The organism is Lysinibacillus sp. ACHW1.5 (assembly GCF_022014815.1).
GTDB lineage: Bacteria > Bacillota > Bacilli > Bacillales_A > Planococcaceae > Lysinibacillus > Lysinibacillus capsici.
On record NZ_CP091777.1, the window covers coordinates 535869 to 561798 of the forward strand.

At 38.8% G+C, this 25930-nt stretch carries 19 protein-coding genes; 18 read left to right on the forward strand and 1 reads right to left on the reverse strand.

Translation table 11 applies throughout. The features are described 5' to 3' along the window. The first annotated feature begins 1 nt into the window (after position 1). The 10 genes from L6W14_RS02515 to L6W14_RS02560 all read left to right on the forward strand — a co-directional run bounded on the left by L6W14_RS02515 (position 2) and on the right by L6W14_RS02560 (position 14906). Complete coding sequence (locus tag L6W14_RS02515) at positions 2-565, forward strand: cob(I)yrinic acid a,c-diamide adenosyltransferase (protein ID WP_004231536.1); 564 nt, start codon at positions 2-4, stop codon at positions 563-565. Positions 566-926: 361 nt separating this feature from the next. Continuing rightward, positions 927-3158: a heterodisulfide reductase-related iron-sulfur binding cluster gene (locus L6W14_RS02520; RefSeq protein WP_237899243.1), complete on the forward strand. Its 2232-nt coding sequence runs from the start codon at positions 927-929 to the stop codon at positions 3156-3158. 196 nt (positions 3159-3354) lie between these two features. Beyond that, complete coding sequence (locus L6W14_RS02525; RefSeq protein ID WP_131520777.1) at positions 3355-4560, forward strand: acetyl-CoA C-acetyltransferase; 1206 nt, start codon at positions 3355-3357, stop codon at positions 4558-4560. Then, on the forward strand, positions 4560-5411 hold the full coding sequence (locus L6W14_RS02530) for a 3-hydroxybutyryl-CoA dehydrogenase (RefSeq protein ID WP_004269435.1): 852 nt from the start codon (positions 4560-4562) through the stop codon (positions 5409-5411). The genes L6W14_RS02525 and L6W14_RS02530 overlap by 1 nt, the downstream gene beginning before the upstream one ends. A 59-nt stretch (positions 5412-5470) precedes the next feature. Continuing rightward, positions 5471-6607, forward strand: coding sequence for an acyl-CoA dehydrogenase (locus L6W14_RS02535; protein ID WP_131520778.1), 1137 nt, complete (start codon positions 5471-5473; stop codon positions 6605-6607). Between the two features lie 155 nt (positions 6608-6762). Continuing rightward, entirely contained in the window at positions 6763-7899 is a 1137-nt protein-coding gene (locus tag L6W14_RS02540; protein ID WP_016993589.1) for an acyl-CoA dehydrogenase, read from the forward strand. Between the two features lie 3 nt (positions 7900-7902). Beyond that, on the forward strand, positions 7903-8535 hold the full coding sequence (locus tag L6W14_RS02545) for a TetR/AcrR family transcriptional regulator (protein ID WP_131520779.1): 633 nt from the start codon (positions 7903-7905) through the stop codon (positions 8533-8535). A 92-nt stretch (positions 8536-8627) separates the two neighbouring features. Further along, complete coding sequence (gene icmF / locus L6W14_RS02550) at positions 8628-11876, forward strand: fused isobutyryl-CoA mutase/GTPase IcmF (protein WP_131520780.1); 3249 nt, start codon at positions 8628-8630, stop codon at positions 11874-11876. A 450-nt stretch (positions 11877-12326) separates the two neighbouring features. Further along, the gene (rpoE, locus tag L6W14_RS02555; protein ID WP_131520781.1) at positions 12327-12869 is read left to right on the forward strand and encodes a DNA-directed RNA polymerase subunit delta; all 543 of its coding nucleotides are present in this window, start codon (positions 12327-12329) and stop codon (positions 12867-12869) included. A 444-nt stretch (positions 12870-13313) separates the two neighbouring features. After that, complete coding sequence (locus L6W14_RS02560; protein ID WP_048393729.1) at positions 13314-14906, forward strand: CTP synthase; 1593 nt, start codon at positions 13314-13316, stop codon at positions 14904-14906. Between the two features lie 51 nt (positions 14907-14957). Here L6W14_RS02560 and L6W14_RS02565 read toward each other — a convergent pair whose 3' ends face one another. Next, positions 14958-15488 (reverse strand): DUF2529 family protein, encoded by a 531-nt coding sequence (locus L6W14_RS02565; RefSeq protein WP_237899245.1) that lies wholly within the window; start codon positions 15486-15488, stop codon positions 14958-14960. A gap of 155 nt (positions 15489-15643) precedes the next feature. Here L6W14_RS02565 and L6W14_RS02570 point away from each other — a divergent pair, with 155 nt between their 5' ends. The 8 genes from L6W14_RS02570 (at position 15644) to L6W14_RS02605 (ending at position 25910) form a co-directional block, all read left to right on the forward strand. Beyond that, positions 15644-16003, forward strand: a complete 360-nt coding sequence (locus tag L6W14_RS02570; RefSeq protein ID WP_004269444.1) for a response regulator — start codon at positions 15644-15646, stop codon at positions 16001-16003. A 510-nt stretch (positions 16004-16513) separates the two neighbouring features. Next, entirely contained in the window at positions 16514-17368 is an 855-nt protein-coding gene (locus L6W14_RS02575) for a class II fructose-bisphosphate aldolase (protein ID WP_004269446.1), read from the forward strand. Positions 17369-17517: 149 nt separating this feature from the next. Continuing rightward, positions 17518-18168, forward strand: coding sequence for a fructose-6-phosphate aldolase (fsa, locus tag L6W14_RS02580; protein WP_004269447.1), 651 nt, complete (start codon positions 17518-17520; stop codon positions 18166-18168). Between the two features lie 62 nt (positions 18169-18230). Then, entirely contained in the window at positions 18231-19517 is a 1287-nt protein-coding gene (locus tag L6W14_RS02585; RefSeq protein WP_131520783.1) for a UDP-N-acetylglucosamine 1-carboxyvinyltransferase, read from the forward strand. A 94-nt stretch (positions 19518-19611) separates the two neighbouring features. Further along, entirely contained in the window at positions 19612-20568 is a 957-nt protein-coding gene (gene glpX, locus L6W14_RS02590) for a class II fructose-bisphosphatase (protein ID WP_004269449.1), read from the forward strand. Between the two features lie 223 nt (positions 20569-20791). Further along, positions 20792-22075 carry a transcription termination factor Rho gene (gene rho, locus L6W14_RS02595; RefSeq protein ID WP_016992739.1) on the forward strand — a complete coding sequence of 428 codons (1284 nt, stop codon included), beginning with the start codon at positions 20792-20794 and terminating at the stop codon, positions 22073-22075. A gap of 132 nt (positions 22076-22207) precedes the next feature. After that, the gene (locus tag L6W14_RS02600; protein ID WP_237899247.1) at positions 22208-24109 is read left to right on the forward strand and encodes an AraC family transcriptional regulator; all 1902 of its coding nucleotides are present in this window, start codon (positions 22208-22210) and stop codon (positions 24107-24109) included. A gap of 76 nt (positions 24110-24185) precedes the next feature. Further along, on the forward strand, positions 24186-25910 hold the full coding sequence (locus tag L6W14_RS02605) for an ABC transporter ATP-binding protein (protein ID WP_237899249.1): 1725 nt from the start codon (positions 24186-24188) through the stop codon (positions 25908-25910). Positions 25911-25930 lie beyond the last annotated feature (20 nt).

The window sequence follows — 25930 nt, forward strand, 5'->3', positions numbered from 1 at the left end:
AATGAAGCTTTACACGAAAACAGGCGATACGGGGAAAACAAGTCTAATTGGAGGACGGGTTGATAAAGATAGTTTACGTGTGGAAACATATGGGGCAATTGATGAATTAAATTCCTTTATTGGAAAGGCTGTAAGTGAATTAGATCAAGCGCTTTTCAAGGATATTTTAACAGACCTAGAGACAATTCAGCATGAGTTGTTCGATGCTGGTGGAGACCTTGCTAATGTGATGAAAGAACGTCATTATAAATTAACAGAACAACCGATTGAAGTACTTGAAGCTCGTATAGATGCTTTATCAGACGAAGCGCCACCTTTACAACGTTTTATTTTACCAGGAGGTGCACCAGCAGCGGCAACTTTACACATTGCACGCACGGTTGCACGTCGAGCAGAACGTGAAATGGTGACACTTATGAAAGAAGTTGAAGATGTACCAAAGGTTGTACAAAAATATTTAAATCGCTTATCGGATTATTTATTTGCAGCTGCACGTGTTGTAAATGCTCGCTTAAACGTAGCAGATGTTGAATATATTCGCAGTGGGAATGTTTTTAAAAAATAAAGTTTGATTTAAAAAATGTTTTTGTACAAAAAGTAAATTGCCAGGTATTAAGCTACGGGGTGGTATAGTTTGTGTGCAATTTTAGCAGATGTTCAAATGTCTACTGAATATGCGACATCCTACTAAGTAAAATAGTTAAGGAAAGTAAAAAAATGCTACTTTGAAAAAATTCAGGGTGGCTTTTTTTCTTGTAAAATGTAAGAATATAAAATTATCAGAAATATTTCCGTTTTATGTTGACTGAATGCTCACTCATTTATTAGAATAGGAATATAATGATAAAGTGAAGTACATTTCTGTATGAACTAGCAAATTCGTCACAAAGAGAGAAAATTACGACAAACTAAAGGGGGGACCAACCATGAGTCCATTATTAATTGCTAACATTGTCTTAACAGTCGTGGTTGTGCTTTATGCAGTAGGATTGTTCTTCTACCTGTTGAAAACACGCTATAAGTATGTGCAATTGGGGAAAAAGGTTGAGTTTGATGAAAGTGTTAAAGAACGACTTCGTTATATTATGGTCAATGTATTTGGTCAAAATAAGCTATTAAAGGATCCAAAGAGTGGTTTAATACATGTTATGTTTTTCTATGGATTTTTGATGGTACAGTTAGGGGCCATTGATTTAATTTGGAAAGGACTAGCACCTGAGTCACATCTGCCACTAGGCATTTTCTATGGTGTCTTTACATTCTTCCAAGAGCTAGTAGTTTTAATGATTTTAATCGCGGTAGTGTGGGCATTTTACCGCCGCTATGTTGAAAAGCTAGTACGTCTAAAACGAGGATGGAAAAACGGCCTTGTATTAATTTTCATTGGTGGCTTAATGGTATCTACATTAATCGCTAATGGTATGGGATTAATTTGGCATGGTGAGGGATTAACTTATACGGAGCCAGTTGCTTCAAGTATAGCTGCCATTTTTGGCTTCCTACCTACATCTGTGGCCGCTGTTGTGTTTTATGTAATGTGGTGGGCACATCTTTTAATTCTATTAACATTCCTGGTATACGTACCGCAGTCTAAACATTTCCACTTAATTGTCAGTCCACTTAATGTTTACATGAATCGTTTAGATCGTACGGGTACATTAACACCAATTGATTTTGAAGCCTTAGAAGAAGCTGGAGAAAATGCTGAAAGCGAAGAGGATATGCCTTCTATTGGGGTAGGACGCATACAGGACTTCACACAAAAGCAAATGCTCGATCTCTATTCTTGTGTAGAATGTGGACGTTGTACAAACATGTGTCCAGCAACAGGAACAGGAAAAATGCTGTCTCCTATGGATTTAATCGTAAAATTGCGTGATCATTTAACATTTACGGGCGCAGTTGTAACAAAACAAAAACCATGGGTGCCTTATCAATTCTTTGCCAATACAAAGGGTAACCAGCTTGCAATGGCAGCTGGTGCTGAAGGTGCTGTAATTGACGATATCTACAGCCCATCTTTAATTGGCGATGTCATTACAGAAGAGGAAATTTGGGCTTGTACGACATGTCGTAACTGTGAGGATCAATGCCCTGTAATGAATGAGCATGTTGATAAAATTATTGATCTACGTCGTTATCTAACAATGACTGAAGGGAAAGTAAATCCCGATGCTCAACGTGCAATGACGAATATCGAACGACAAGGTAATCCTTGGGGCTTGAACCGCAAAGAAAAAGAAAATTGGCGTGATCTAGATCCAACAATCCAAATTCCAACTGTAAAAGAGCTGAAAAAATCTGGCGAGGAAATGGAGTATTTATTCTGGGTTGGTTCGATGGGAGCTTTCGACAACCGCTCTCAAAAAATCGCTTTAGCATTCTGTCGTCTATTAAACGAAGCTGGTGTGAAGTTTGCAATCTTAGGTAATAAAGAGAAAAACTCTGGGGATACACCTCGCCGTTTAGGGAATGAATTCTTATTCCAAGAGCTAGCTACAGCCAATATTGATGAGTTTGAGAAAAATGACGTGAAGAAAATTGTAACAATCGATCCTCACGCCTACAATATCTTTAAAAATGAATATCAAGACTTTGGCTGGAAAGGTGAAGTGTATCATCACACTGAGTTATTAAATCAGTTGATTGAGGAAAATCGTCTAGCGCTAAACTATGAGGTTCATGAAACAATTGTCTTCCATGATTCCTGTTATTTAGGCCGCTACAATGATGTGTACGATGCCCCACGTGAAATTCTTCGAGGAATCCCTGGCGTGAAGCTTGTTGAAATGGAACGTAACCGTGAAACTGCGATGTGCTGTGGAGCTGGTGGTGGATTAATGTGGATGGAAGAACATGTAGGAAATCGCATTAACGTAGCGCGAACAGAACAGGCTCTTGCAACAAATGCATCAGTTATTTCATCAGGCTGTCCTTACTGCCTAACAATGCTAGAGGATGGTACAAAGGCTAAAGAGGTTGAAGACTCTATTGGAACATTTGATGTTGCAGAATTACTAGAACGTTCGGTGTTTGGTGAAAAAGTAAAGGCAGTTAATCCTTCTTCCGAAGAAACAGAAGAAACATACGAAGAAGTGGTGGCGTCTATAGAAAATGTTCAACAAGACGAGAATACGGAAGCGAACGCAGGAAAATGATTGCTATTGCAGAAATATTTTAGTTATCTGAAAAATATAAATTGCACAATAAAAAATTGTTTTGTAGAATAAGATTAAATGGGAATGGGAGTTGAGATAGTAAACTCCCATTTTTCCTCGATAGAAGTCGAGCGAGCGTTCAGTCAATAATGCTTTGCAGCTTCATCGAGAACGTAAAACAAAAGGGGTGTTTTACTTGAATAGAGCTGTAATTTTAGCAGGAGCAAGAACTGCGTTTGGTAAATTTGGCGGTTCATTATCAGCATTACATGCAAGTGATTTAGGTGCGATTGCCATTAAAGGGGCATTAGAGAAGGCAAATCTTGCTCCTGAGCAAGTGGATGAGGTAATTTTAGGTTCTGTTTTACAAGGGGGACAGGGGCAAATTCCTTCTCGACAGGCTGCGCTGAAGGCAAATTTACCAACAGCAGTAAAAACAGAAACAATCAATAAAGTTTGTGCTTCAGGGATGCGTGCGGTGACATTAGCAGATCAATTGATTCGTTTAGGGGACGAAGAAGTGATTATTGCGGGTGGCATGGAATCTATGTCCAATGCACCATATTATCTTCTGAATGGTCGAAATGGGTTGCGTATGGGAGATTCTACAATGGTAGATGGCATGCTATATGACGGCTTAACATGTGCTTTCGATAAAGCAAGACCGCATATGGGTAGCTATGGTAATGCAACAGCTAAAGAGTTCTCGCTAAGTCGAGAAGAACAGGACACTTGGTCAGTACGCAGTCATGAACGCGCGCTAGCCGCAATTGAAGAAGGTTACTTTGCTGAAGAAATCGTACCAGTGGAGATTCCTCAACGAAAAGGTGCACCACTTATTGTTGATACAGATGAGGCACCAAGAGCAGGAACTTCTTTGGAAGTACTGGCGAAGCTAAAACCAGCCTTTGACAAGGATGGCACGATTACAGCAGGTAATGCACCTGGGGTTAACGACGGTGCATGTGCACTTGTCGTCATGAGTGAAGAACGTGCAAAACGTGAAGGTAGAGAACCATTGGCAGTAATCATTGGTCACGAAGAACTTGCGATTGAGCCAGAAAACTTCCCGCAAACACCTGGTCTTGTTATTAATAAATTACTGAAAAAGACTAACAAATCATTAGCAGATGTTGATTTAATTGAAATCAATGAAGCCTTTGCAGCGGTAGCTTTAGTCAGCAAGCAGTTGGCAGATTTAGATGCAGAAAAAGTGAATGTTAATGGCGGTGCAGTTGCATTAGGTCATCCTATTGGGGCATCTGGTGCACGTATAATATTAACACTTGCACAGGAATTGAAGCGTCGTGGCGGTGGCATTGGCATTGCCGCAATTTGTTCAGGTGGCGGCCAAGGTGATGCAATTATGATTGAAGTACCAAAAACAGGGGGACTGAACTAATGGGAATTCAAAAGGTAATGGTCATTGGTGCAGGGCAGATGGGCTCTGGTATTGCCCAAGTTTGTGCACAAGCAGGCTTTGATGTGAAATTGAACGATATCAAACAAGAATTTTTCGAGCGTGGATTAGGGGTTATTACGAAAAATTTATCACGTGATGTAGAAAAGGGTCGTAAAACAGAAGATGAGAAGGCTGCTGTTCTAAGTCGAATTAGTATGTCACTAGATTTACAGGATGCTAGTGATGTAGATATTATCATTGAAGCAGCTGTGGAAAATATGGAAATTAAGCAATCCATCTTTAAGCAACTTGATGGCATTGCGCCAGCACATGCTATTTTAGCTACGAATACATCTTCACTGCCTATTACAGAAATTGCAGCAGTAACAAAGCGTCCAGAGCAAGTAATTGGTATGCATTTTATGAATCCTGTACCAGTTATGAAACTTGTTGAAATCATTCGAGGCCTAGCAACAACAGATGAAGTGTACAAAGCTGTTGAAGAGATGACGGTTAAATTATCGAAAACACCAGTAGAAGTGAATGATTTCCCAGGATTTATTTCAAACCGAATCCTACTACCGATGATTAATGAAGCGATTTATGCACTTTACGAAGGTGTGGCGACAAAAGAAGCAATTGATGATGTGATGAAGCTTGGTATGAATCATCCGATGGGGCCATTAACATTGGCAGACTTCATTGGTTTAGATACTTGTCTTTACATCATGGAAATTTTACATGAGGGTCTTGGAGACAGTAAATATCGCCCTTGCCCACTGCTACGTAAATACGTTGCAGCTGGCTGGCTAGGTAAGAAATCAGGAAGAGGTTTTTACGTTTACGAATAATCCTATGGGGATGGGGTTATTTAGATGTTTCGGGACAACTTAGAGGGGTGACATTATAGATGCATTTGCAATTTACAGATGAGCAAATTATGATGCGCGATATGGTTCGTCAATTTGCTCAGGAAAAAATTCAACCATGGGTGGAGCGAATGGAAGCAGGAGAATTTCCACGTGAGCTTCTACAGCAAATGGGTGAACTTGGCTTAATGGGGATTACGACTCCAGAAGACTTAGGTGGCTCTGGCATGGATTTTACATCTTATATTATTGCGATTAATGAACTATCAAAAGTAAGCGCTGTAATGGGTGTTATTTTATCCGTCCATACTTCAGTTGGAACGAATCCAATTATTTACTTTGGGAATGACGAACAAAAGAAACGTTATGTACCAAAGCTTGCAACAGGCGAATATTTAGGCGCATTTTGTTTAACAGAACCAAGTGCAGGCTCAGACGCTGGCTCTTTACAGTCAAAGGCAGTGCGTGATGGCGATGAATATGTGATTAACGGCTCCAAAGTATTTATTACAAATGGTGGAGAAGCTGATGTGTATATTGTATTCGCATCTACTAACCCAGCTGAAAAAACAAAGGGTATCTCAGCATTTATTGTTGAAAAGGGAACATCTGGTTTAATCATCGGAAAAGATGAGCATAAGATGGGCTTGCACGGCTCACGTACAGTTCAGCTGACATTCGATAATTGTCGCATTCCAGCCGACAACCTACTTGGGGAAGAGGGAGAAGGCTTTAAAATTGCGATGGCCAATTTAGATGTTGGACGAATCGGCATTGCTGCACAGGCGTTAGGAATTGCTGAGGCGGCACTAGAGGCGTCTGCTGCTTATGCTAAAGAACGCATTCAATTTGGCAAGCCGATTGCCGCACAACAAGGTATTGGCTTTAAGCTTGCGGATATGGCAACGGCTGTTGAATCTGCAAAACTGTTAGTCTATCGTGCAGCTGATTTACGTGCAAAAGGTTTACCATGTGGAGCAGAAGCTTCAATGGCTAAACTTTTCTCATCACGAACAGCGGTACAAACGGCAATAGAGGCTGTTCAAATATTTGGCGGCTACGGCTATACGGAGGATTATCCAGTAGAGCGCTATTTCCGCGATGCAAAGGTGACAGAAATCTATGAAGGTACAAGTGAAATTCAACGACTAGTCATTAGTAAACATTTACTGAAATAAAGCCTGATATAAAGCGATGGGAACCGTTCCAGAGTGAGGGGAAAACGTTTCTAGAGGGTGTAGAACTGCTCTGAAATAAGGCAAATCTTCCTAATCCAAACTAACAATAATCAGGTAACACAAAACAGAGTCTAACTAAAAAGGGGAAATGGACAATGAACTTTCAGTTAACAGAAGAGCATGAACAATTACGTGAAATGATTCGTGATTTTGCTATAAATGAAGTGGCGCCAACAGCTGCTGAACGTGACGAAAATGAAGAATTTGACCGTGCGATTTTCGACAAAATGGCGGAGCTTGGGCTTACTGGTATTCCATGGCCTGAGGAATATGGTGGTGCAGGATTTGATTACCTTGCATATGTCATAGCTGTTGAGGAACTTTCACGTGTTTGTGCTTCGACTGGGGTAACTTTATCTGCACATACTTCACTGGCAGGTTGGCCACTCTACAAGTTCGGTACAGAAGAGCAAAAACAAAAATACCTTCGTCCAATGGCTGAAGGCAAACATATTGGTGCATATGGTTTAACAGAACCAGGCTCTGGCTCTGATGCGGGTGGCATGAAAACTTATGCAAAACGTGATGGCGATGATTATATTTTAAATGGCTCAAAAATCTTTATTACGAACGGTGGAGTAGCAGATACATATATTGTATTTGCAGTAACAGATCCAGAAGCAAAACATGGCACATCCGCATTTATCGTGGAAGCTGGATTTGAAGGTTTCTCTGTAGGGAAGAAAGAAAAGAAATTAGGAATTCGTTCATCTCCAACAACAGAGATTATTTTTGATAACTGTCGTGTTCCAAAGGAAAATCTATTAGGGGCTGAAGGAGAAGGCTTTAAGATTGCCATGACGACACTAGATGGTGGACGTAATGGTATTGCGGCTCAAGCAGTAGGAATTGCACAAGGAGCACTCGATGCAGCAGTTGACTATGCCAAAGAACGTGTGCAATTTGGTAAACCGATCACTGCAAATCAAGGCATCTCCTTTAAATTAGCCGATATGGCAACTCAAATTGAGGCTTCTCGACTACTTACATACCAAGCGGCATGGTTAGAATCTAATAACCTACCATATGGTAAGGCATCTGCAATGGCGAAATTAATGGCTGGCGATACAGCGATGAGTGTGACGACAGAGGCGGTTCAAGTATTTGGTGGCTATGGTTATACAAAAGATTACCCTGTAGAGCGCTTTATGCGTGATGCTAAAATTACACAAATTTACGAAGGTACGCAGGAGATTCAACGTCTTGTTATCTCGCGTATGCTAACGAAATAATTGATGACTGATAAAGATAAAAGGCCCCAAGTACAGTCAACCGTAAAAGATGAAAATCTAATCGCCATTCGTCGTGAACAAATGATCCAAGGAGCTATTAAGCTATTTAAAGAAAAGGGCTTTCACCGTGCCACGACGAGAGAGATTGCAAAAGCTGCTGGCTTTAGTATCGGTACTTTGTATGAATACATCCGAACGAAAGAAGATGTTTTATACCTTGTTTGTGACAGTATCTATCACCATGCAATGGAGCGTCTTTCAAGTTATGAGGTTAAAGCAGGAACAATTGATGAGTTAAAAGAAATGATTCGGGAATACTTCCTGCAAATCGATAGTATGGTTGATGAGCTAACAATCATGTATCAAGAAACAAAATCATTGTCAAAAGAAGCACAACGCTATGTTTTTAGTAAAGAGTTTGAAATGGTTGCCACATTTGAACGCTTGTTACAGCGATGTGTGCAGTCTGGCGAACTAACTATGACAGATAAGCAAATCCATTTAGCAGCCAATAACTTAGTTGTTTCAGGACAAAGCTGGGCGTTTCGCAAATGGGCTTTACATCGTCAGCATTCTATTGACGAATTCATTGACATGCAAATCACCTTGTTCATTTCAGGCATAAAGGGGTTTTAATATTTTGTAAGGGGTTTGTCGGCAATTGCATATAGCGATATTGCAATTGCTGGCTTTTTTTATTCAAAAAGGGGAGAAAGTGGGGATTTCATATGACAAAGGTAGAAGTATATCGTCCAAAAAATCACGTACGTTTTGTGACAGCATCGAGTCTTTTTGATGGACATGATGCTTCAGTCAATATTATGCGACGCATTTTACAATCGAGCGGTGTAGAAGTAATACATCTAGGTCATAACCGCTCTGTTGAAGAAGTCGTGAATGCTGCGATACAAGAAGATGCACAAGGGATTGCTGTTTCTTCCTATCAAGGCGGACATATGGAATACTTTAAATATATGTATGATTTACTGCGTGAAAAAGGAGCACCACATATTAAAATTTATGGCGGTGGTGGAGGAGTCATTTTACCTCGTGAAATTAAAGAGCTTCATACGTATGGCATTGCAGGGATATTCTCACCAGAGGATGGCCGTGTTTTAGGGCTACAGGGAATGATTAATGAGCAAATTAAAGGAACAGATTTCCCGACTGCAACAGGTAATTATTTAGAGAAATTAAAGGCTTTAACGACAGAGACACCTGAAATTTTAGCCAATCTAATAACAGCAGCTGAGTCAAATGACGATGAAGCTACGAAAGAAATGCTAGCAGAGGCAAGAAAGCTTTCAAAAGGTACGCCTGTAATGGGGATTACGGGAACAGGTGGTGCAGGGAAATCATCCTTAACGGATGAACTGATTCGCCGCTTCCTAAAAGAATTCCCAGATAAACGTGTAGCCATTCTATCAGTCGATCCAACAAAGCAAAAAACGGGTGGAGCATTGCTTGGGGATCGTATTCGCATGAACGCTATTTTTAATAACCGTGTTTATATGCGTAGTTTAGCAACACGTGGCTCACGTACAGAATTATCTGCATCAATTGGTGATGTGCTAGATGTAGTACGTGTAGCAGGTTATGACTTAATCATCGTAGAAACAAGTGGAATCGGTCAAGGTGATGCCGAAATTACAAAATACACGGATCTATCTATGTATGTCATGACAAGCGAATTCGGTGCACCTACACAACTTGAGAAAATTGATATGATTGACTTTGCAGATGTTATTGCGATCAATAAATTTGAGCGAAAAGGCTCAGAGGACGCCCTTCGACAAGTACAAAAACAATATCAACGTTCCCGCGAGCTTTGGGATGAATCACTTGATAACATGCCAGTCTACGGTACAATAGCTAGCCAATTTAATGACAAAGGCACAAATGCGTTATTCGCCGCCCTCGTTAAAATAATTAACGAAAAAACAGGTTTTAATTGGGAAACAAGCTATGAGCAATTTGCGAAAACGCAAAAGCAAGATGTTATCATTCCAAACGATCGCCGTTATTATTTACGTGAGATTACGGACACTGTCCGTGGCTATCATAAAAAAACTGAGCAGCAGGTGGCATTTGCGCGTCGACTATTCCAATTAGAAGGTGCTATTGCAGCTGTCCAAGAAAAAGCGCCAGATGATGTGCTTGTGGCATCGCTTACTTCTTTAGCAGAAGGTGTTAGAGATGAATTAACAGCAGAATCCAAGCGTATATTGGATAATTGGCAGGCATTAAAAGAAGCGTATGCTGGCGATGAGTTTGTGACTAAAGTTCGCGATAAAGAAATTCGTACCATCTTAAAAACAACTAGTCTTTCTGGCACGAAAATTCCAAAAGTAGCATTACCGAAGTTTGAAGACTATGGGGAAATCTTGCGTTGGGTTTATAAAGAAAATGTTCCTGGCGAATTCCCATATACGGCGGGTGTATTCCAATTCAAACGTGAGGGTGAAGATCCGAAGCGTCAATTTGCTGGCGAAGGCACACCAGAACGTACAAATAAACGCTTCCATTATTTATCCAAAGATGATGATGCAAAACGTTTATCTACAGCATTTGATTCTGTAACCTTGTATGGGGAAGACCCAGATTACCGTCCAGATATTTACGGTAAGGTTGGAGAATCAGGTGTATCGATCTGTACACTAGAAGATATGAAAAAACTTTACGCAGGCTTTGATTTATGTGCACCGTCTACATCTGTATCAATGACTATTAATGGACCAGCACCTATTATTTTAGCAATGTTTATGAATACAGCAATCGATCAACAAGTCCAATTACGTGAGCAAGAGCTAGGACGAACTTTGACAGTTGAAGAGTTTACCGAGACACGTGAAAAAACATTGCAAGTCGTACGTGGAACAGTACAAGCTGATATTTTAAAAGAAGATCAGGGCCAGAATACATGCATTTTCTCAACAGAGTTTGCTTTGCGTATGATGGGCGATATTCAGCAATACTTTATAGACCATAAAGTACGTAACTATTATTCTGTTTCCATTTCTGGTTATCATATTGCGGAAGCTGGAGCAAACCCTATTTCCCAATTAGCCTTCACCTTAGCTAATGGCTTTACGTATGTAGAGTATTATTTAAGTCGTGGCATGAATATTAATGACTTTGCACCAAATTTATCATTCTTCTTCTCAAATGGACTAGATCCAGAGTATACAGTAATCGGCCGTGTGGCACGACGTATTTGGGCTATTGTAATGCGTGATAAATACGGTGCTAATGAGCGCGCTCAAAAGCTAAAGTATCATATTCAAACGTCTGGGCGTAGTTTACATGCACAAGAGATTGATTTTAATGATATTCGTACAACATTACAGGCTTTAATGGCATTACAAGATAACTGTAACTCATTGCATACAAATGCCTACGATGAGGCCATTACTACACCTACGGAGGAATCTGTAAGACGTGCTATGGCAATTCAAATGATTATTACAAAAGAGCATGGTCTAGCAAAAAATGAAAACCCACTACAAGGTGCGTTTATTGTTGAAGAATTAACAGATCTTGTGGAAGAAGCGGTTCTTGAAGAGTTTGATCGTATCAATGATCGTGGCGGTGTGTTAGGTGCTATGGAAACACAATACCAACGTGGTAAAATTCAAGAAGAATCTATGTACTACGAAATGTTAAAACATTCAGGGGAGTTACCAATCATTGGTGTTAATACTTACTTGAACCCAAATCCACCTTCAGATGCTGATATAGATAATATGGAAATTGCACGTGCATCTACAGAAGAAAAAGAGACGCAAATTCAAAATTTACAAGCTTTTTGGAAAGCACATGAAGAGGAAAGTGAAGCTGCAATTGCACGTCTACAAGAAGTGGCTGTCAATAATGGTAATATTTTTGCTGAGCTGATGGAGTCAGTAAAAGTAGCAAGTTTAGGGCAAATTACAAAAGCTTTATATGAAGTTGGCGGACAATATCGACGTAATATGTAAGCAAGGTTGATCAAAACTTCTTGTTTTCTATTTCAAGTATCCTGCTTCTCTAATTTCTAGTGTCTAGTCTTAAGATTAGGCACTTCTTTTTATTTTCGTTATAATAGAAATGTAAAAAAAGGGGAGGCGCAGTAGAGGATGAAATCAGCTATTCACTACATAATTATATTAGCTTTAGTATTGGGAGCCTTTTTCCTGTATAATAAGCAAATTGGCGCTATTCCTTTACTACTATTATCTGTCTATTTGTTTTATCTTGGAATAAAAAAAATGCGTAATATAAAAAACAGTAATTGAAGCTAGCAAAGGGGCTAAAACTTTGTATATAATGGGTATTATGCTTATTGTATGGAAAGAACCTTTTGCGTGGCCTTTTTTGCTGCGCTTGGAGAATAAAGCACCATGTAATTTTAAAACGTCCATTGTGATGAGGGAAAGGAAGTGCACGAATTGAATTTTCGTGAAATGACAAAGGAACAATTAACAGAAGAATCGTTAATTAACTTAGCTTATGCAATTTTAAATGAAAAACGTGCCTCAGTGTCTTTTAATGATTTATTAAAATTAATTCAAGAGCTTGTGGGCTATAGTGATGCAGAAATGAAATCCCGTCTGTTACAATTTTATACAGATATCAATATTGATGGTCGCTTCTTATATAATCAAGAAGCAGGCTGGGGCTTACGTGAATGGTTTAAAGTAGAGCAAATCGAAGAAGAAACAGCTCCTTCTGTTAAGACTCAAAAGAAAAAATCTAAAGCTGCCTTTGATGATGAAGATCTTGATGAAGAGGTAGACTTAGATGAAGAAGATATCGACTTTGATGAAGACTTTGAAGAGTTCATTGATGAAGAAGAACTTGATGAAGAAGAAGATGATAAAGAAGATATTGACTTTGACGATGAAGATTTAGAAGAAATTGATGAAGAAATCGATGAAGAGTTTATTGATGAAGAGGAAGAAGAATTTGAAGAAGAAGAGGAAGAGATTTAATACAGTACTCTTAGAATTTTCTTTCTTTTAAGCTAGAAGCAAAAAATCTTGACTTCTATCACGGTTACGTTTAATCTTTTACTTGGGCTCCTTAAAAGAAGGAGAAAGACCGTGTATATAATACGCTCCCCCTGCAAACCTATGCAGGAGGAGCGTTTTTTTGTTTTTAACTTTAATCATTTTAGTTCTCCCATACTTTTAATATCGATATGAATATAAATGTTTTTAATTATTCATGATGTATAGTAAAAGGTGACTGAATAGTTATTAGAGTTTTATGGTTTAAAGGAAAGTGGAAAAGAGATAGAACCGATTACAGCTTCGAATCGACTACATTGTGTAGACATTCTCGGCTTTTCTTTTTTTAGGGTATTAGAATGTAAATGGTTCTGATCCCCCCTAAACGCACTAATATTTTAGAACATCATAAGGAGGAATTTATTCATGACGAAGTATATTTTTGTAACAGGTGGGGTTGTATCATCACTTGGAAAAGGGATTGTTGCAGCATCTTTAGGCCGTTTATTAAAAAATCGTGGGTTAGAAGTGACGATTCAAAAATTTGACCCATATATCAATATTGACCCAGGTACGATGAGTCCTTATCAACATGGTGAGGTTTTTGTAACAGATGATGGTGCTGAGGCTGATTTAGACTTAGGACACTATGAACGTTTTATTGATATTAACCTAGGGAAACATTCTACAGTAACTTCAGGTCGTGTTTACCAATCTGTATTACAGAAAGAACGTCGTGGAGATTATAATGGTGGAACAGTCCAAGTAATTCCTCATATTACAAACGAAATCAAAGATCGTATCCAACGTGCTGGTCGTGAAACAAATGCAGACGTTGTAATCACAGAAGTTGGTGGAACAGTAGGTGATATTGAATCATTACCATTCCTAGAAGCCATTCGCCAAATGAAAACAAATTTAGGGCATAACAATGTAATGTATATTCACTGTACACTTATTCCCTATATTAAAGCAGCTGGTGAACTTAAAACAAAACCTACACAGCATTCTGTTAAAGAATTACGCTCTTTAGGTATTCAGCCAAATATTATCGTAGTTCGTACTGAACAAGAAGTACCACAAGAGATGAAAGAGAAATTAGCATTATTCTGTGATGTTCAACCACATGAAATTATTGAATCTCGTGATGCTGAGCATTTATATGAAGTACCATTAAACCTACATGCGCAAGATATCGATGATATCGTTTTGGATCATTTTGGTATGGAAGCTCCAGAAGCAGATATGGAAGAATGGCGTGACCTTGTAGAAAAAGTGAAAAACTTACCAAATAAAAGAAAGGTAGCATTAGTAGGGAAATACGTAGAACTACAAGATGCTTACATTTCTGTAGTTGAGGCATTAAAGCATGCTGGATATGCATTTAATTCTGATATTGAAATTGACTGGATTAATGCAGAACACGTTGATGCTAACAATGTGGCCTCTCTATTAAAAGGTGCTGACGCTATTTTAGTACCAGGCGGCTTTGGTGATCGTGGTGTTGAAGGTAAAATCTTAGCAACACAATATGCACGTGAAAATAATGTTCCTTTCCTAGGCATTTGTTTAGGTATGCAATTAGCAACAGTAGAATTTGCACGTAATGTACTTGGCCTAAAAGGTGCTCATTCTACAGAGCTTGATGCAAATACGGAGTATCCAATTATCGACTTCCTACCAGATCAAAATGATACTGTAGATATCGGTGGTACTTTACGTTTAGGTTTATACCCATGTAAATTAAAGGATGGTTCAAAAGCTAGCCAAGCCTATGGTAAAGAGCTTGTTTATGAGCGTCATCGTCACCGCTATGAATTTAACAATGAATATCGTGAGGCAATGGAAGCAGCTGGCCTTGTCTTCTCAGGTACAAGTCCTGATGGCAAATTGGTTGAAATTATTGAGCTACCAGAAAACAATTTCTTTGTAGCATGTCAATTCCACCCAGAGCTAGTGTCACGTCCAAATCGTCCACAACCATTGTTCCGCGATTTTATCGGCTCAACATTTAAATAATTAAAAAGAGTTGTCTCGTTATATACGAGACAACTCTTTTTAATTTGATGACTACAATTCTTCTTCATCCAACCCAAGCATTTCATCATAAGCAATTTTGACAGCTTCATATACAAAGAGTCCTGCAAGTGCATGTGGTACAACAATACGTTGACCTAGATCATTTGGTATTAAACCGCCTTTAATGCGTGTAGAAACATACGTATAGGCTAAATCTGCAAGAGGGTTCTCTACATTAGCTGCTTCACTAGCTATAGCAGCAAAGGGAATAAATTGAGTATTTAATTTTTGTGCTAAGACGAGTGCTTCCTCATCATATGCACTACGAGTAAAAATGCAAACCCGATCAGCTTCTGTTAAGCTTGTGTCTGTAGTCCAAGGTGCTAACTTGCTAAAGGGTTCGATTGCTTGAAGTGCATTTAATGCCACAACCTGCATTTCTCCAAAGCAAGCAAAATAGACATTTCCTTCGCCGATTGCGGCTTGTGCTAATAACCTTGCTGTTTCCTCGATAGCATCTTCTTCATTTTGTATAATTCTTTGTAATAATCCACTTAATTGTGTTGTTAGAATTTTTGACATGTTCCCACCTCTATTCATATTATAGGGGGGTAAAAGGTAGAAAGCAAAAGCAGATAATTTATAATACTAGAAGGTATTAAGCTGAAAAAGGAGAATTATACATAATAAAGAAAGTTTTTGTGTAAGAATAAAACAAAAAAAGGGCGGAATGCGATGTGAAACGATTACTAATTGTCGATGATCAGCAGGGAATTCGTTTACTTTTAAATGAAGTGCTGAAAAAGGAAGGATATATTACATATTTAGCAGCGAATGGTTCAGAAGCATTAAAGTATGCAGACGAACAAGAGATGGATTGTGTTTTACTGGACATGAAAATTCCAGGAATGGATGGTATTGAAATTTTGAGACGTTTAAAAAAGAAGTTTCCGAAGCTGCCTGTTTTTATGATGACAGCATACGGAGAATTGGATGTTGTGCAAGAAGCGTTAGAATTAGGAGCCATTCGTTACTTTACAAAACCGTTTGATATTTTCGAAGTGCGTGATGAAGTAAATAAAGCTTTACAAGTTTAAAAAGCAGGCAGTGGACACACGGCCTGTTTTTTTATGTAGATCAATTTTCAAGTGAGAGGACTTCGTTGCGTTATACTTCACTTCTCGCCCCTGCCGCTACGTTCCACTCCGCTTTCGGGTAGAAAATAATAGCCCCTGCTTTTCAGGAGAGAGGACTTCGTTGCGTTATACTTCACTTCGTCAGCCCCTGCCGCTACGTTCCACTCCGCTTTCGGGTAGAAAATAATAGCCCCTGCTTTTCAGGGGAGAGGACTTCGTTGCGTTCCACTTCACTTCGTCAGCCCCTGCCGCTACGTTCCACTCCGCTTTCGGGTAGAAAATAATAGCCCCTGCTTTTCAGGGGAGAGGACTGCGTTGCGTTCCACTTCACTTCGTCAGCCCCTGCCGCTACGTTCCACTCCGCTTTCGGGTAGAAAATAATAGCCCCTGCTTTTCAGGGGCTATTATTTTTGCTATGATTGAGGAGCATGTTTATGTAGAAAGAATAGTCCTATGAGGAGGATTTTTAGTATGGCATTAGTATCTATGAAAGAGATGTTAATTAAAGCAAAAGCAGAAGGTTATGCTGTTGGTCAATTCAACATTAATAACCTTGAATGGACTCAAGCAATTTTACAAGCAGCTGAAGAAGAAAAGTCTCCAGTGATTCTTGGTGTTTCTGAAGGTGCAGGTAAATATATGGGCGGATTTATTTCTGTTGTTCATATGGTAAAAGGTTTAATGGAATCTTACGGTACGACAGTTCCTGTAGCAATTCACCTTGACCATGGTTCTAGCTTTGCAAAATGTAAAGAAGCAATTGATGCAGGCTTTACTTCCGTGATGATTGATGCATCACATCACCCATTTGAGGAAAATGTGAAAATTACTTCAGAAGTAGTAGAATACGCACATGCTAAAGGCGTTTCTGTGGAAGCAGAATTAGGAACTGTTGGTGGAGATGAAGATGGCGTAATCGGTGGTATTATTTACGCTGATCCAGAAGAGTGTCGCAAAATGGTTGAACTAACTGACATTGACTGCTTAGCGCCAGCACTTGGCTCTGTACACGGTCCTTACAAAGGAGAGCCAAACTTAGGCTTTAAAGAAATGGAGGAAATCTCTAAATTGGCAGACCTTCCACTTGTTTTACATGGTGGTACTGGTATCCCAACAAAAGATATCCAACGTTCTATTTCATTAGGTACGGCTAAAATCAACGTCAATACTGAAAATCAAATTGAAGCAACAAAAGTAATTCGTGAAATTCTGGACAACGATAAAGTAGTTTACGACCCACGTAAATTCCTTGGTCCAGCACGTGAAGCCATCAAAGCTACGGTTATTGGTAAAATTCGTGAATTTGGAAGTGCACAAAAAGCATAATTTTTGCATTTAATATGTTACAAAAGCATAGATAAATACACATAATAAGAGAAGTGTTGATGCTTTCAATCGACCTTCTCTTGTTTTTGACATAAAGAAATTTTGGAAAATATTTAATAATATAAGAAAAATGATCAGGAGGAAATAATATGAAATTTTTCATTGATACAGCAAACTTTGAAGAGATTAAAGAGGCACATGCATGGGGTATTTTATCAGGAGTGACAACAAACCCATCGTTAGTGGCTAAAGAAGAGAATGTTTCTTTCCATGATCGTCTTCGCGAAATCGCTGAGCTTGTTGATGGCTCTGTAAGTGGGGAAGTTATTGCACTTGATGCAGAAGGTATGATTAAAGAAGGTTTGGAATTAGCTGCGATTGCACCAAACATCACCGTAAAGCTTCCTATGACACCAGCTGGATTAGAGGCATGTCGTTTCTTTGCAAACAAAGGTATTAAAACAAACGTGACATTAATTTTTAGTGCTAACCAAGCATTAATGGCTGCGCGTGCAGGTGCTACATACGTATCACCATTTATCGGCCGTTTAGATGACATTGGTCAAAATGGTGTTGAGTTAATTGAAACAATTGCAGATATTTTTACAATCCATAATATCGATACTCAAATTATTGCTGCCTCTGTCCGTCACCCGCAACACGTTACAGCAGCAGCTTTAGCAGGTGCACATATCTCAACTACTCCGTTTAAAGTATTAAAGCAGCTTTTCCACCATCCATTAACTGAAAAAGGAATTGAAGGATTTTTAGCGGATTGGAATAAGAGAAAAGGCGAATAATAAGATTATAAAGTGTGCAAATTGCAAAAATACTACTTTCCAATCATGAGGGAGAACGCAAAATGGATGTTTATAAAATTACTGGCGAAAATCGTCTACAAGGTACAATTAAAGTTAGTGGTGCAAAAAATAGTGCAGTCGCCTTAATTCCTGCATCAATTTTGGCGAACTCTCCAGTGACTATTGGAGGGATACCCGAAATTTCAGATGCTTGGACGTTAAAGGCTCTACTAGAGGAAATTGGTGGGGAAGTTTCATTTGAGAATGGGAAAATGACAATCGATCCAACAGAGATGATTGCATTGCCCTTACCAAACGGCAACGTTAAAAAGTTACGCGCTTCCTATTATTTAATGGGTGCTATGCTTGGACGTTTCAAAAAAGCAGTTATTGGTTTACCTGGAGGCTGTTTTTTAGGACCTCGACCTATTGATCAACATATAAAGGGCTTTGAGGCTTTAGGAGCCAAAATTACTAATGAACATGGAGCCATTTATTTACGTGCAGATGAGTTGATTGGGGCAAAAATTTATTTAGATGTGGCAAGTGTTGGGGCTACTATTAATATCATGCTTGCTGCTGTCCTTGCTAAGGGACGTACTGTCATTGAAAATGCTGCAAAAGAACCTGAGATTATTGATGTGGCGACACTTCTAACAAATATGGGTGCCAATATTAAAGGTGCAGGTACAAGTGTTATTCGTATCGAAGGAGTAGAAGAGCTACATGGTACTGAACATACGATTATACCTGATCGCATTGAGGCTTCCACATTTTTGATTATGGCTGCAGCAGTCGGTGATGGTATAACAATTGATAACGTTATTCCACTGCATTTAGAAGCAGTTATTGCCAAGCTTCGTGAAATGGGTGTGAAAATTGAGATTGGTGAAGAAAGTATTTATGTACCAAAAACAGACCTCTCAACATTACAGGCAGTGGATGTCAAAACATTGGTATACCCTGGATTCCCAACGGATATTCAACAACCACTTGCTGTGTTAATGTCACAAGCATTCGGTTCCTCAAAAGTAACAGATACTATTTACACAGCTCGTTTCAAGCATATTGATGAGCTTCGTCGTATGAATGCAGATGCTCGTGTAGAAGGAAACACAGCAATTATTAAAGGGCCGAGTAGATTACATGGCTCAACTGTAACAGCTACAGATCTTCGTGCTGGAGCAGCTTTAGTGTTAGCTGGACTCTTAGCAGAAGGAGAAACTGAGATTCAGGATATCTATCATATCGAACGTGGCTATAGCTCACTTATTGAGAAATTACGTGATTTAGGCGCTGATATTCGACGTGAAACAATTGTGGCACGTGTAGCTGAGACAAAGGAATAATGAGAGCTAAAAGTTTTCAACCAATTATGTTACAATAGAGGTAATTTGAATGTTTTGGCACGAAAAGGTGCCGATAACGGGAGGCAAAGCAACAATGGAACGTAGTTTATCGATGGAAGTAGTACGAGTAACAGAAGCAGCAGCAATCGCATCCGGGAAATGGATGGGGCGCGGTTTGAAAATTGAGGCAGATGATGCAGCAACAACAGCGATGCGCAAAATGTTCGATACAATTCCAATGCATGCTACAGTAGTAATTGGTGAAGGCGAAATGGATGAAGCACCAATGCTTTATATTGGTGAAGAACTTGGTTTACGAAATGGTGGTCCTAAAGTAGATATTGCAGTGGATCCTTTAGAAGGTACAAATATTGTAGCCAAAGGTACAAATGGTGCTATGACAGTTCTTGCTATTGCAGATAAAGGGAATCTGTTAAATGCACCAGATATGTACATGGAGAAAATTGCTGTAGGACCGGAAGCGGCGGGCAAAGTGGATATCAATGCTTCCGTCACTTATAACTTATTACAAGTAGCAAAAGCTAAAAATAAAGATATTTCTGATGTTGTAGCTACTCTTTTAGATCGACCACGTCACCAAGCGATTGTTGATGAAATTCGTGAGGCTGGTGCACGTATTAAGTTTATCCAAGATGGCGATGTTGGTGCAGCAATCAATACGGCCTTTGATGAAACAGGCATTGATATTATGTTTGGAACAGGCGGTGCACCTGAGGGTGTTATTGCAGCAGTAGCTTTAAAATGCCTTGGTGGTGACTTCCAAGCAAAACTAGTACCAGAAGATGAAGAGCAATTAGAACGCTGCACAAAAATGGGTGTGGATGTTGAAAAAGTTCTTTATTTAGATGACCTAGTAAAAGGTGACGATGCTATTTTTGCAGCGACAGCTGTAACAGATTGTGAGCTTTTAAAGGGTGTTCAATATAAAGGTGCTTATGCCTTAACTCATTCAGTAGTTATGCGTGCTAAATCTGGTACGGTTCGCTTTGTTGAAGGCCGTCACGCTCTTGAGAAAAAACCTAGATATTAATGTTATTTTCTTCTAAAATATACCTAGTACATCTATTGTGCTAGGTACCTTCTTCTTTAAATAACCATCCCATATTTTTAAGGCAATGTTTAGTTATATGGTGGAAGTATTTCAATAGATATTATTAAAGGCAACCATATAAGCGTTAGCAGAGCCAAGCGTAAACTTCAATGATAACCCCTTTAAATTGAATTATATTTTGAAAAAGACTGGAGTTGTGCATATGTCTGCATTGACAATCGCTCAATTAGAAAACATGACGTTAAAAGAGCTTTACGCCCTTGCACGCCAATATAAAATTTCTTATTATAGCAAGCTAACGAAAAAAGAATTGATATTTGCTATTTTGAAAACGCGTTCAGAGCAAGAGGGCTATTTCTTTATGGAAGGCGTACTAGAAATTGTTTCGCAAGAGGGCTTCGGCTTCCTTCGACCAATCAACTACTCACCAAGTAAAGAAGATATTTATATTTCTGCATCCCAAATCCGTCGCTTTGATTTGCGTAACGGGGACAAGGTGTCAGGAAAGGTGCGTCCACCGAAGGAAAATGAGCGCTATTATGGCCTATTACAAGTAGATGCTGTCAATGGCGAAGATCCTGAAGTAGCGAAAGAACGAGTTCATTTCCCAGCACTAACACCTTTATATCCAAATAGACAAATTAAACTAGAAACAACACAACGCAATTTATCTACACGTATAATGGATTTAGTGGCACCAGTAGGCTTTGGACAACGTGGATTAATTGTAGCTCCGCCAAAGGCAGGGAAAACGTCTTTATTAAAAGAGATTGCGAACGCTATTACAACCAATCATCCGCAAGCGGAGTTAATTGTCCTACTGATTGATGAACGACCTGAGGAAGTGACAGATATTGAACGTTCTGTCAATGCAGATGTTGTCAGCTCCACATTTGATGAAGTACCTGAAAACCACGTAAAAGTGGCTGAAATAGTATTAGAACGCGCACGACGTTTAGTTGAACATAAGCGTGATGTAATTATTTTAATGGACTCTATTACACGTTTAGCTCGTGCTTATAACTTAGTAATTCCACCAAGTGGACGTACACTATCAGGTGGTATTGATCCTGCTGCATTCCATAGACCGAAACGTTTCTTTGGTTCGGCTCGTAATATTGAAGAAGGCGGTAGTTTAACAATTTTAGCGACGGCTTTAGTAGATACAGGTTCTCGTATGGATGAAGTTATCTATGAAGAATTTAAGGGAACAGGGAATCTAGAGCTTCATCTTGATCGTCAGTTAGCAGAACGCCGTATATTCCCTGCGCTTGACATTCGACGTTCGGGTACACGTAAAGAAGAGCTTCTTTTGGAGCCAGAACAACTTGAAAAGCTATGGGCAATTCGTAAAACGTTTTCTGATGCACCGGATTTTGCAGAGCGCTTCCTGAAAAAAATACGTACAACAAAATCAAATGAAGAATTTTTTGAAAAGCTAAACGAAGATATGAAAAAAGCAACAAAGGGTAAGGGGCTTTTATAAATGGCATCACCATTGACAAACAAATTGTCAGTGGTGATTTTTTTTTGTATATGTTTATTTTATAAATGTGTATTGAAATTGATAATCATTATCAATATAATGGTAAGTAAATATATTCTGAAGGAGACGAAGATGAATTATGATGCCTATATGCTTCTTTGGCAAAATGCATTTATCCAGTTGAAGCAAATCGATTACATAAATAAATCAGACATTCATGTGTCAAAGGTTTTAACATATAGCTCGTTACTTATTGTCACAGCAGGCGGTGCACAGATTGTCATTGACGATCAATCTTATCATGTGCAGCGCTTCAGTATTTTTCATATAGGTAAATCTCAATGTCTTCACATTAGGGCGCAGCAGAGTGTAAGCTATTTTCTTATTAGCTATAAGGGAGATGTCATATACAAAGACGCCTTTATGCAGCATTTGCACATGCACTATCAACCATTCCAAACACATTTCTCTTGTGTACCCGCAAATCCGATAGTCATTCATAACATCCTTCAAGATATGTTTGGCAAATGGCAATCTGGCTCTATACAAGAGCATTTATCTGTAAGGGCATCCTTCTATGAGCTTATCTATCATGTCTTTCGAGAATTAGCAGAAGGACAAGGGAAACCACATGAAATGGATAAGGCAGAAGCCGCACGATTATTTATAAAGCAACACATTCATCAACCATTATCTATCCAGACATTAGCAGATATGCTTCAGATTAGTACACGACATTTATTACGCATCTTTAAAGCTCGCTATGAAATAGGTCCACAAATATATTTACAACAATTGAGAATAGAGCAGGCTAAGCAGTATTTATTAACCAATCAATATGGCATAAAAGAAATTGCCATATCTCTTGGATTTGAAGATGAATATTATTTTAGTCGTGCTTTTAAAAAAGCAACAAAACTGGCTCCAAGTAGCTTTAGGCTGAAATATGCATCTAATATGTCCGAAATTGCCATTACAAATGAGAATCATTTTCAATACAATAATAATCAGCTCGCGCAAGCAAAACGATTTGAGAATGGAGAAAATGAAATCATGATGAAGAAGAGGATTCACCATATAAAGCTACCTTTTTTATTAAGCCTGTTCGTTTTACTGGCAGCGTGTAATGAAGAGACAAGCCAATCTAAGGTTGATGAACCAACTTCGCCCGAGAAGGCAGAGACTAGAACCGTAACAGATGATAGTGGACGCGAAGTAGAAATTCCAATGCAGGCAGAGAGAGTCGTAACTGATTGGTATCTGGGGCAAATTTTAGCGTTAGATGTTGTACCAGTTGGAGGCGTAACGGCTAACCTTGATTATGCTGCTTTCTTAAAGCAACACTATAAGGATGGTGAAATTACGAATATTGGTACAGATGGTAAGGTGTCATTAGAAAAAGTTTTAGAGTTAAAGCCAGACTTGATTATTACTTGGAATATTGAGGATGTAGCGAAATATGAAAAAATTGCCCCGACAATTGTCTTCGCTGAAGATGCACATCAATCAGCGATTGAGGAGATTAAGGCAATGGGGAATTACTTAGGAAGACAAGAAGAGGCTAAGGCCTTTACAAAAGAATTTGAAGATCGGATCGCAAAAGCTAAAGAAAAAATCATGGATGTGATTCCAGAGGGAGCCACATTTACTATTTATGAAATGTTTGAAAAAAATGCAACGATTGTAGGGCAATCAAGTGTATCGGGCGGTAGAGCGCTCTATCAAATTTTGGGCATGAAACCTCAAGAAAAGGTGCAGGAGATTTTTGATACAAAGGAAGCAAGTAATGGACGCTATGAGATTTCCTATGAGGTAGTAGGTAACTATGTAGGTGACTATAACTTCATGATTAATTTCTTTAACAAAGATGGCCAGTTGCCAGCAACATGGACAAACTTAGATGTCGTTAAAAGTAATCAAGTATTAGTGCTTCCATCTGAATATTATTTTGCTTCTGATCCGCTCTCTGGCTTACACCAAGCTGAAGAACTAGCTGACAAAATAGTTGAATTTACAAAGGCTCATCAACAATAACTGAGATAACAGGAGAGCTATTGTAGATAGCTCATTTATAGATACGTAAAACGAGTTCACGATAGGAGGCTACACCATGTTATTACGGCGATTTTTTTCATATTATAAGCCCTATAAAGGCTTATTTATTTTAGATTTTAGCTGTGCCATATTAGTGGCACTAATAGAGCTTGCGTTTCCGATTGTTTTAAATAAAGTAATTGATGATATTCTGCCAGATGGGGAATTGAAGTGGATTATTATGGCGAGTTTATTGCTGTTTGGATTATATATTTTTAACTCCATTCTTCATTTTATTGTTTCGTATTGGGGACATATGCTGGGCATTAATATTGAGACGGATATGAGAAAAGAATCCTTCAGCCATGTACAAAAGCTATCCTTTAGATATTTTGATAACAACAAAACAGGGCATCTTGTTTCTCGTTTAACAAATGATTTGATGGATATTGGTGAACTTGCTCACCATGGTCCAGAGGATATCTTTATTGCAGCGATGACGATTATTGGAACATTTGGTGTCATGTACTATATTGATCCAACCTTTACGATTCTTATTTTCTTGCTTGTACCGATTATCTTATTCTTAACTATTATTTTCGGGAAATTAATGTCCAAGGCATTCCGTCAAATGTTTGGAGATATTGCAGATTTCAATGCACGTGTTGAAAACAATGTAAGTGGTATTCGTGTTGTACAAGCTTTTACAAATGAAGATCATGAGATTAAACGCTTTAAAGTAAATAATGAAAGATTCCGTATGACAAAGCTGTTTTCCTATAAAGTAATGGCTTGGAATGAAGCTATTTCAGGCATACTCACGAAGGTATTATCACTCTTTACTTTATTTGTTGGGGCTTATTTTGTATTAAATGGGCATTTAACAAATGGCGATTTTATCGCATTTATTTTACTTTCAGGTATTCTCTTAGGTCCAATTAACAAAATCAATATGTTTATAGAAAGCTATCCAAAGGGCATGGCAGGTTTTAGACGCTATATCGAATTCCTCGAAACAGAGCCCGAAATTGCGGACCGTCCAGAAGCGAAAACAATCGATGAAATTGATGGTGAAATTACTTTTTCTAATGTATCGTTTGGCTACGCTGCCAATAATCGTGCCTTACACCAAATTAATTTAAAGGTACGTCCTGGTGAAACGGTTGCCTTAGTAGGACCTTCTGGTGCAGGGAAATCTACGATCTGTAGCCTATTGCCCCGTTTTTATGAGGTAAATGAGGGTTCCATTAAGATTGATGGTGTTGATATACGAGATTTTAAACTGCAATCTTTACGTTCACATATTGGGATTGTCCAGCAAGATGTCTTTTTATTCGATGGTACCATTCGTGAAAACATAGCCTATGGTGATTTAAATGCCAGTGAAGAAGATATTTGGTATGCCGCACAACGAGCACAACTGACGGATGTAATCAATGCTTTACCAGAGGGCATGGATACACGCATTGGTGAACGTGGTGTCAAATTATCAGGTGGACAAAAACAAAGATTATCAATTGCACGTATTTTCTTGAAAAATCCAAAAATCTTAATACTAGATGAAGCAACATCTGCATTGGATACAGAAACAGAACAAGCTATCCAGCAAGCCTTAAACGAGCTTTCTATCGGTCGTACTACATTAGTAATTGCCCACCGTTTAGCAACGATTAAGGATGCAGACAGAATTGTTGTGGTATCGAAAAAGGGCATTATTGAAGAAGGCACACATGAGCAATTAATGGAACGCCAAAATGCTTACTATGGCTTGTATACAGCCCAATTTGGTTTACAAATTTAAAAGTAATAGCATTCTCAAAA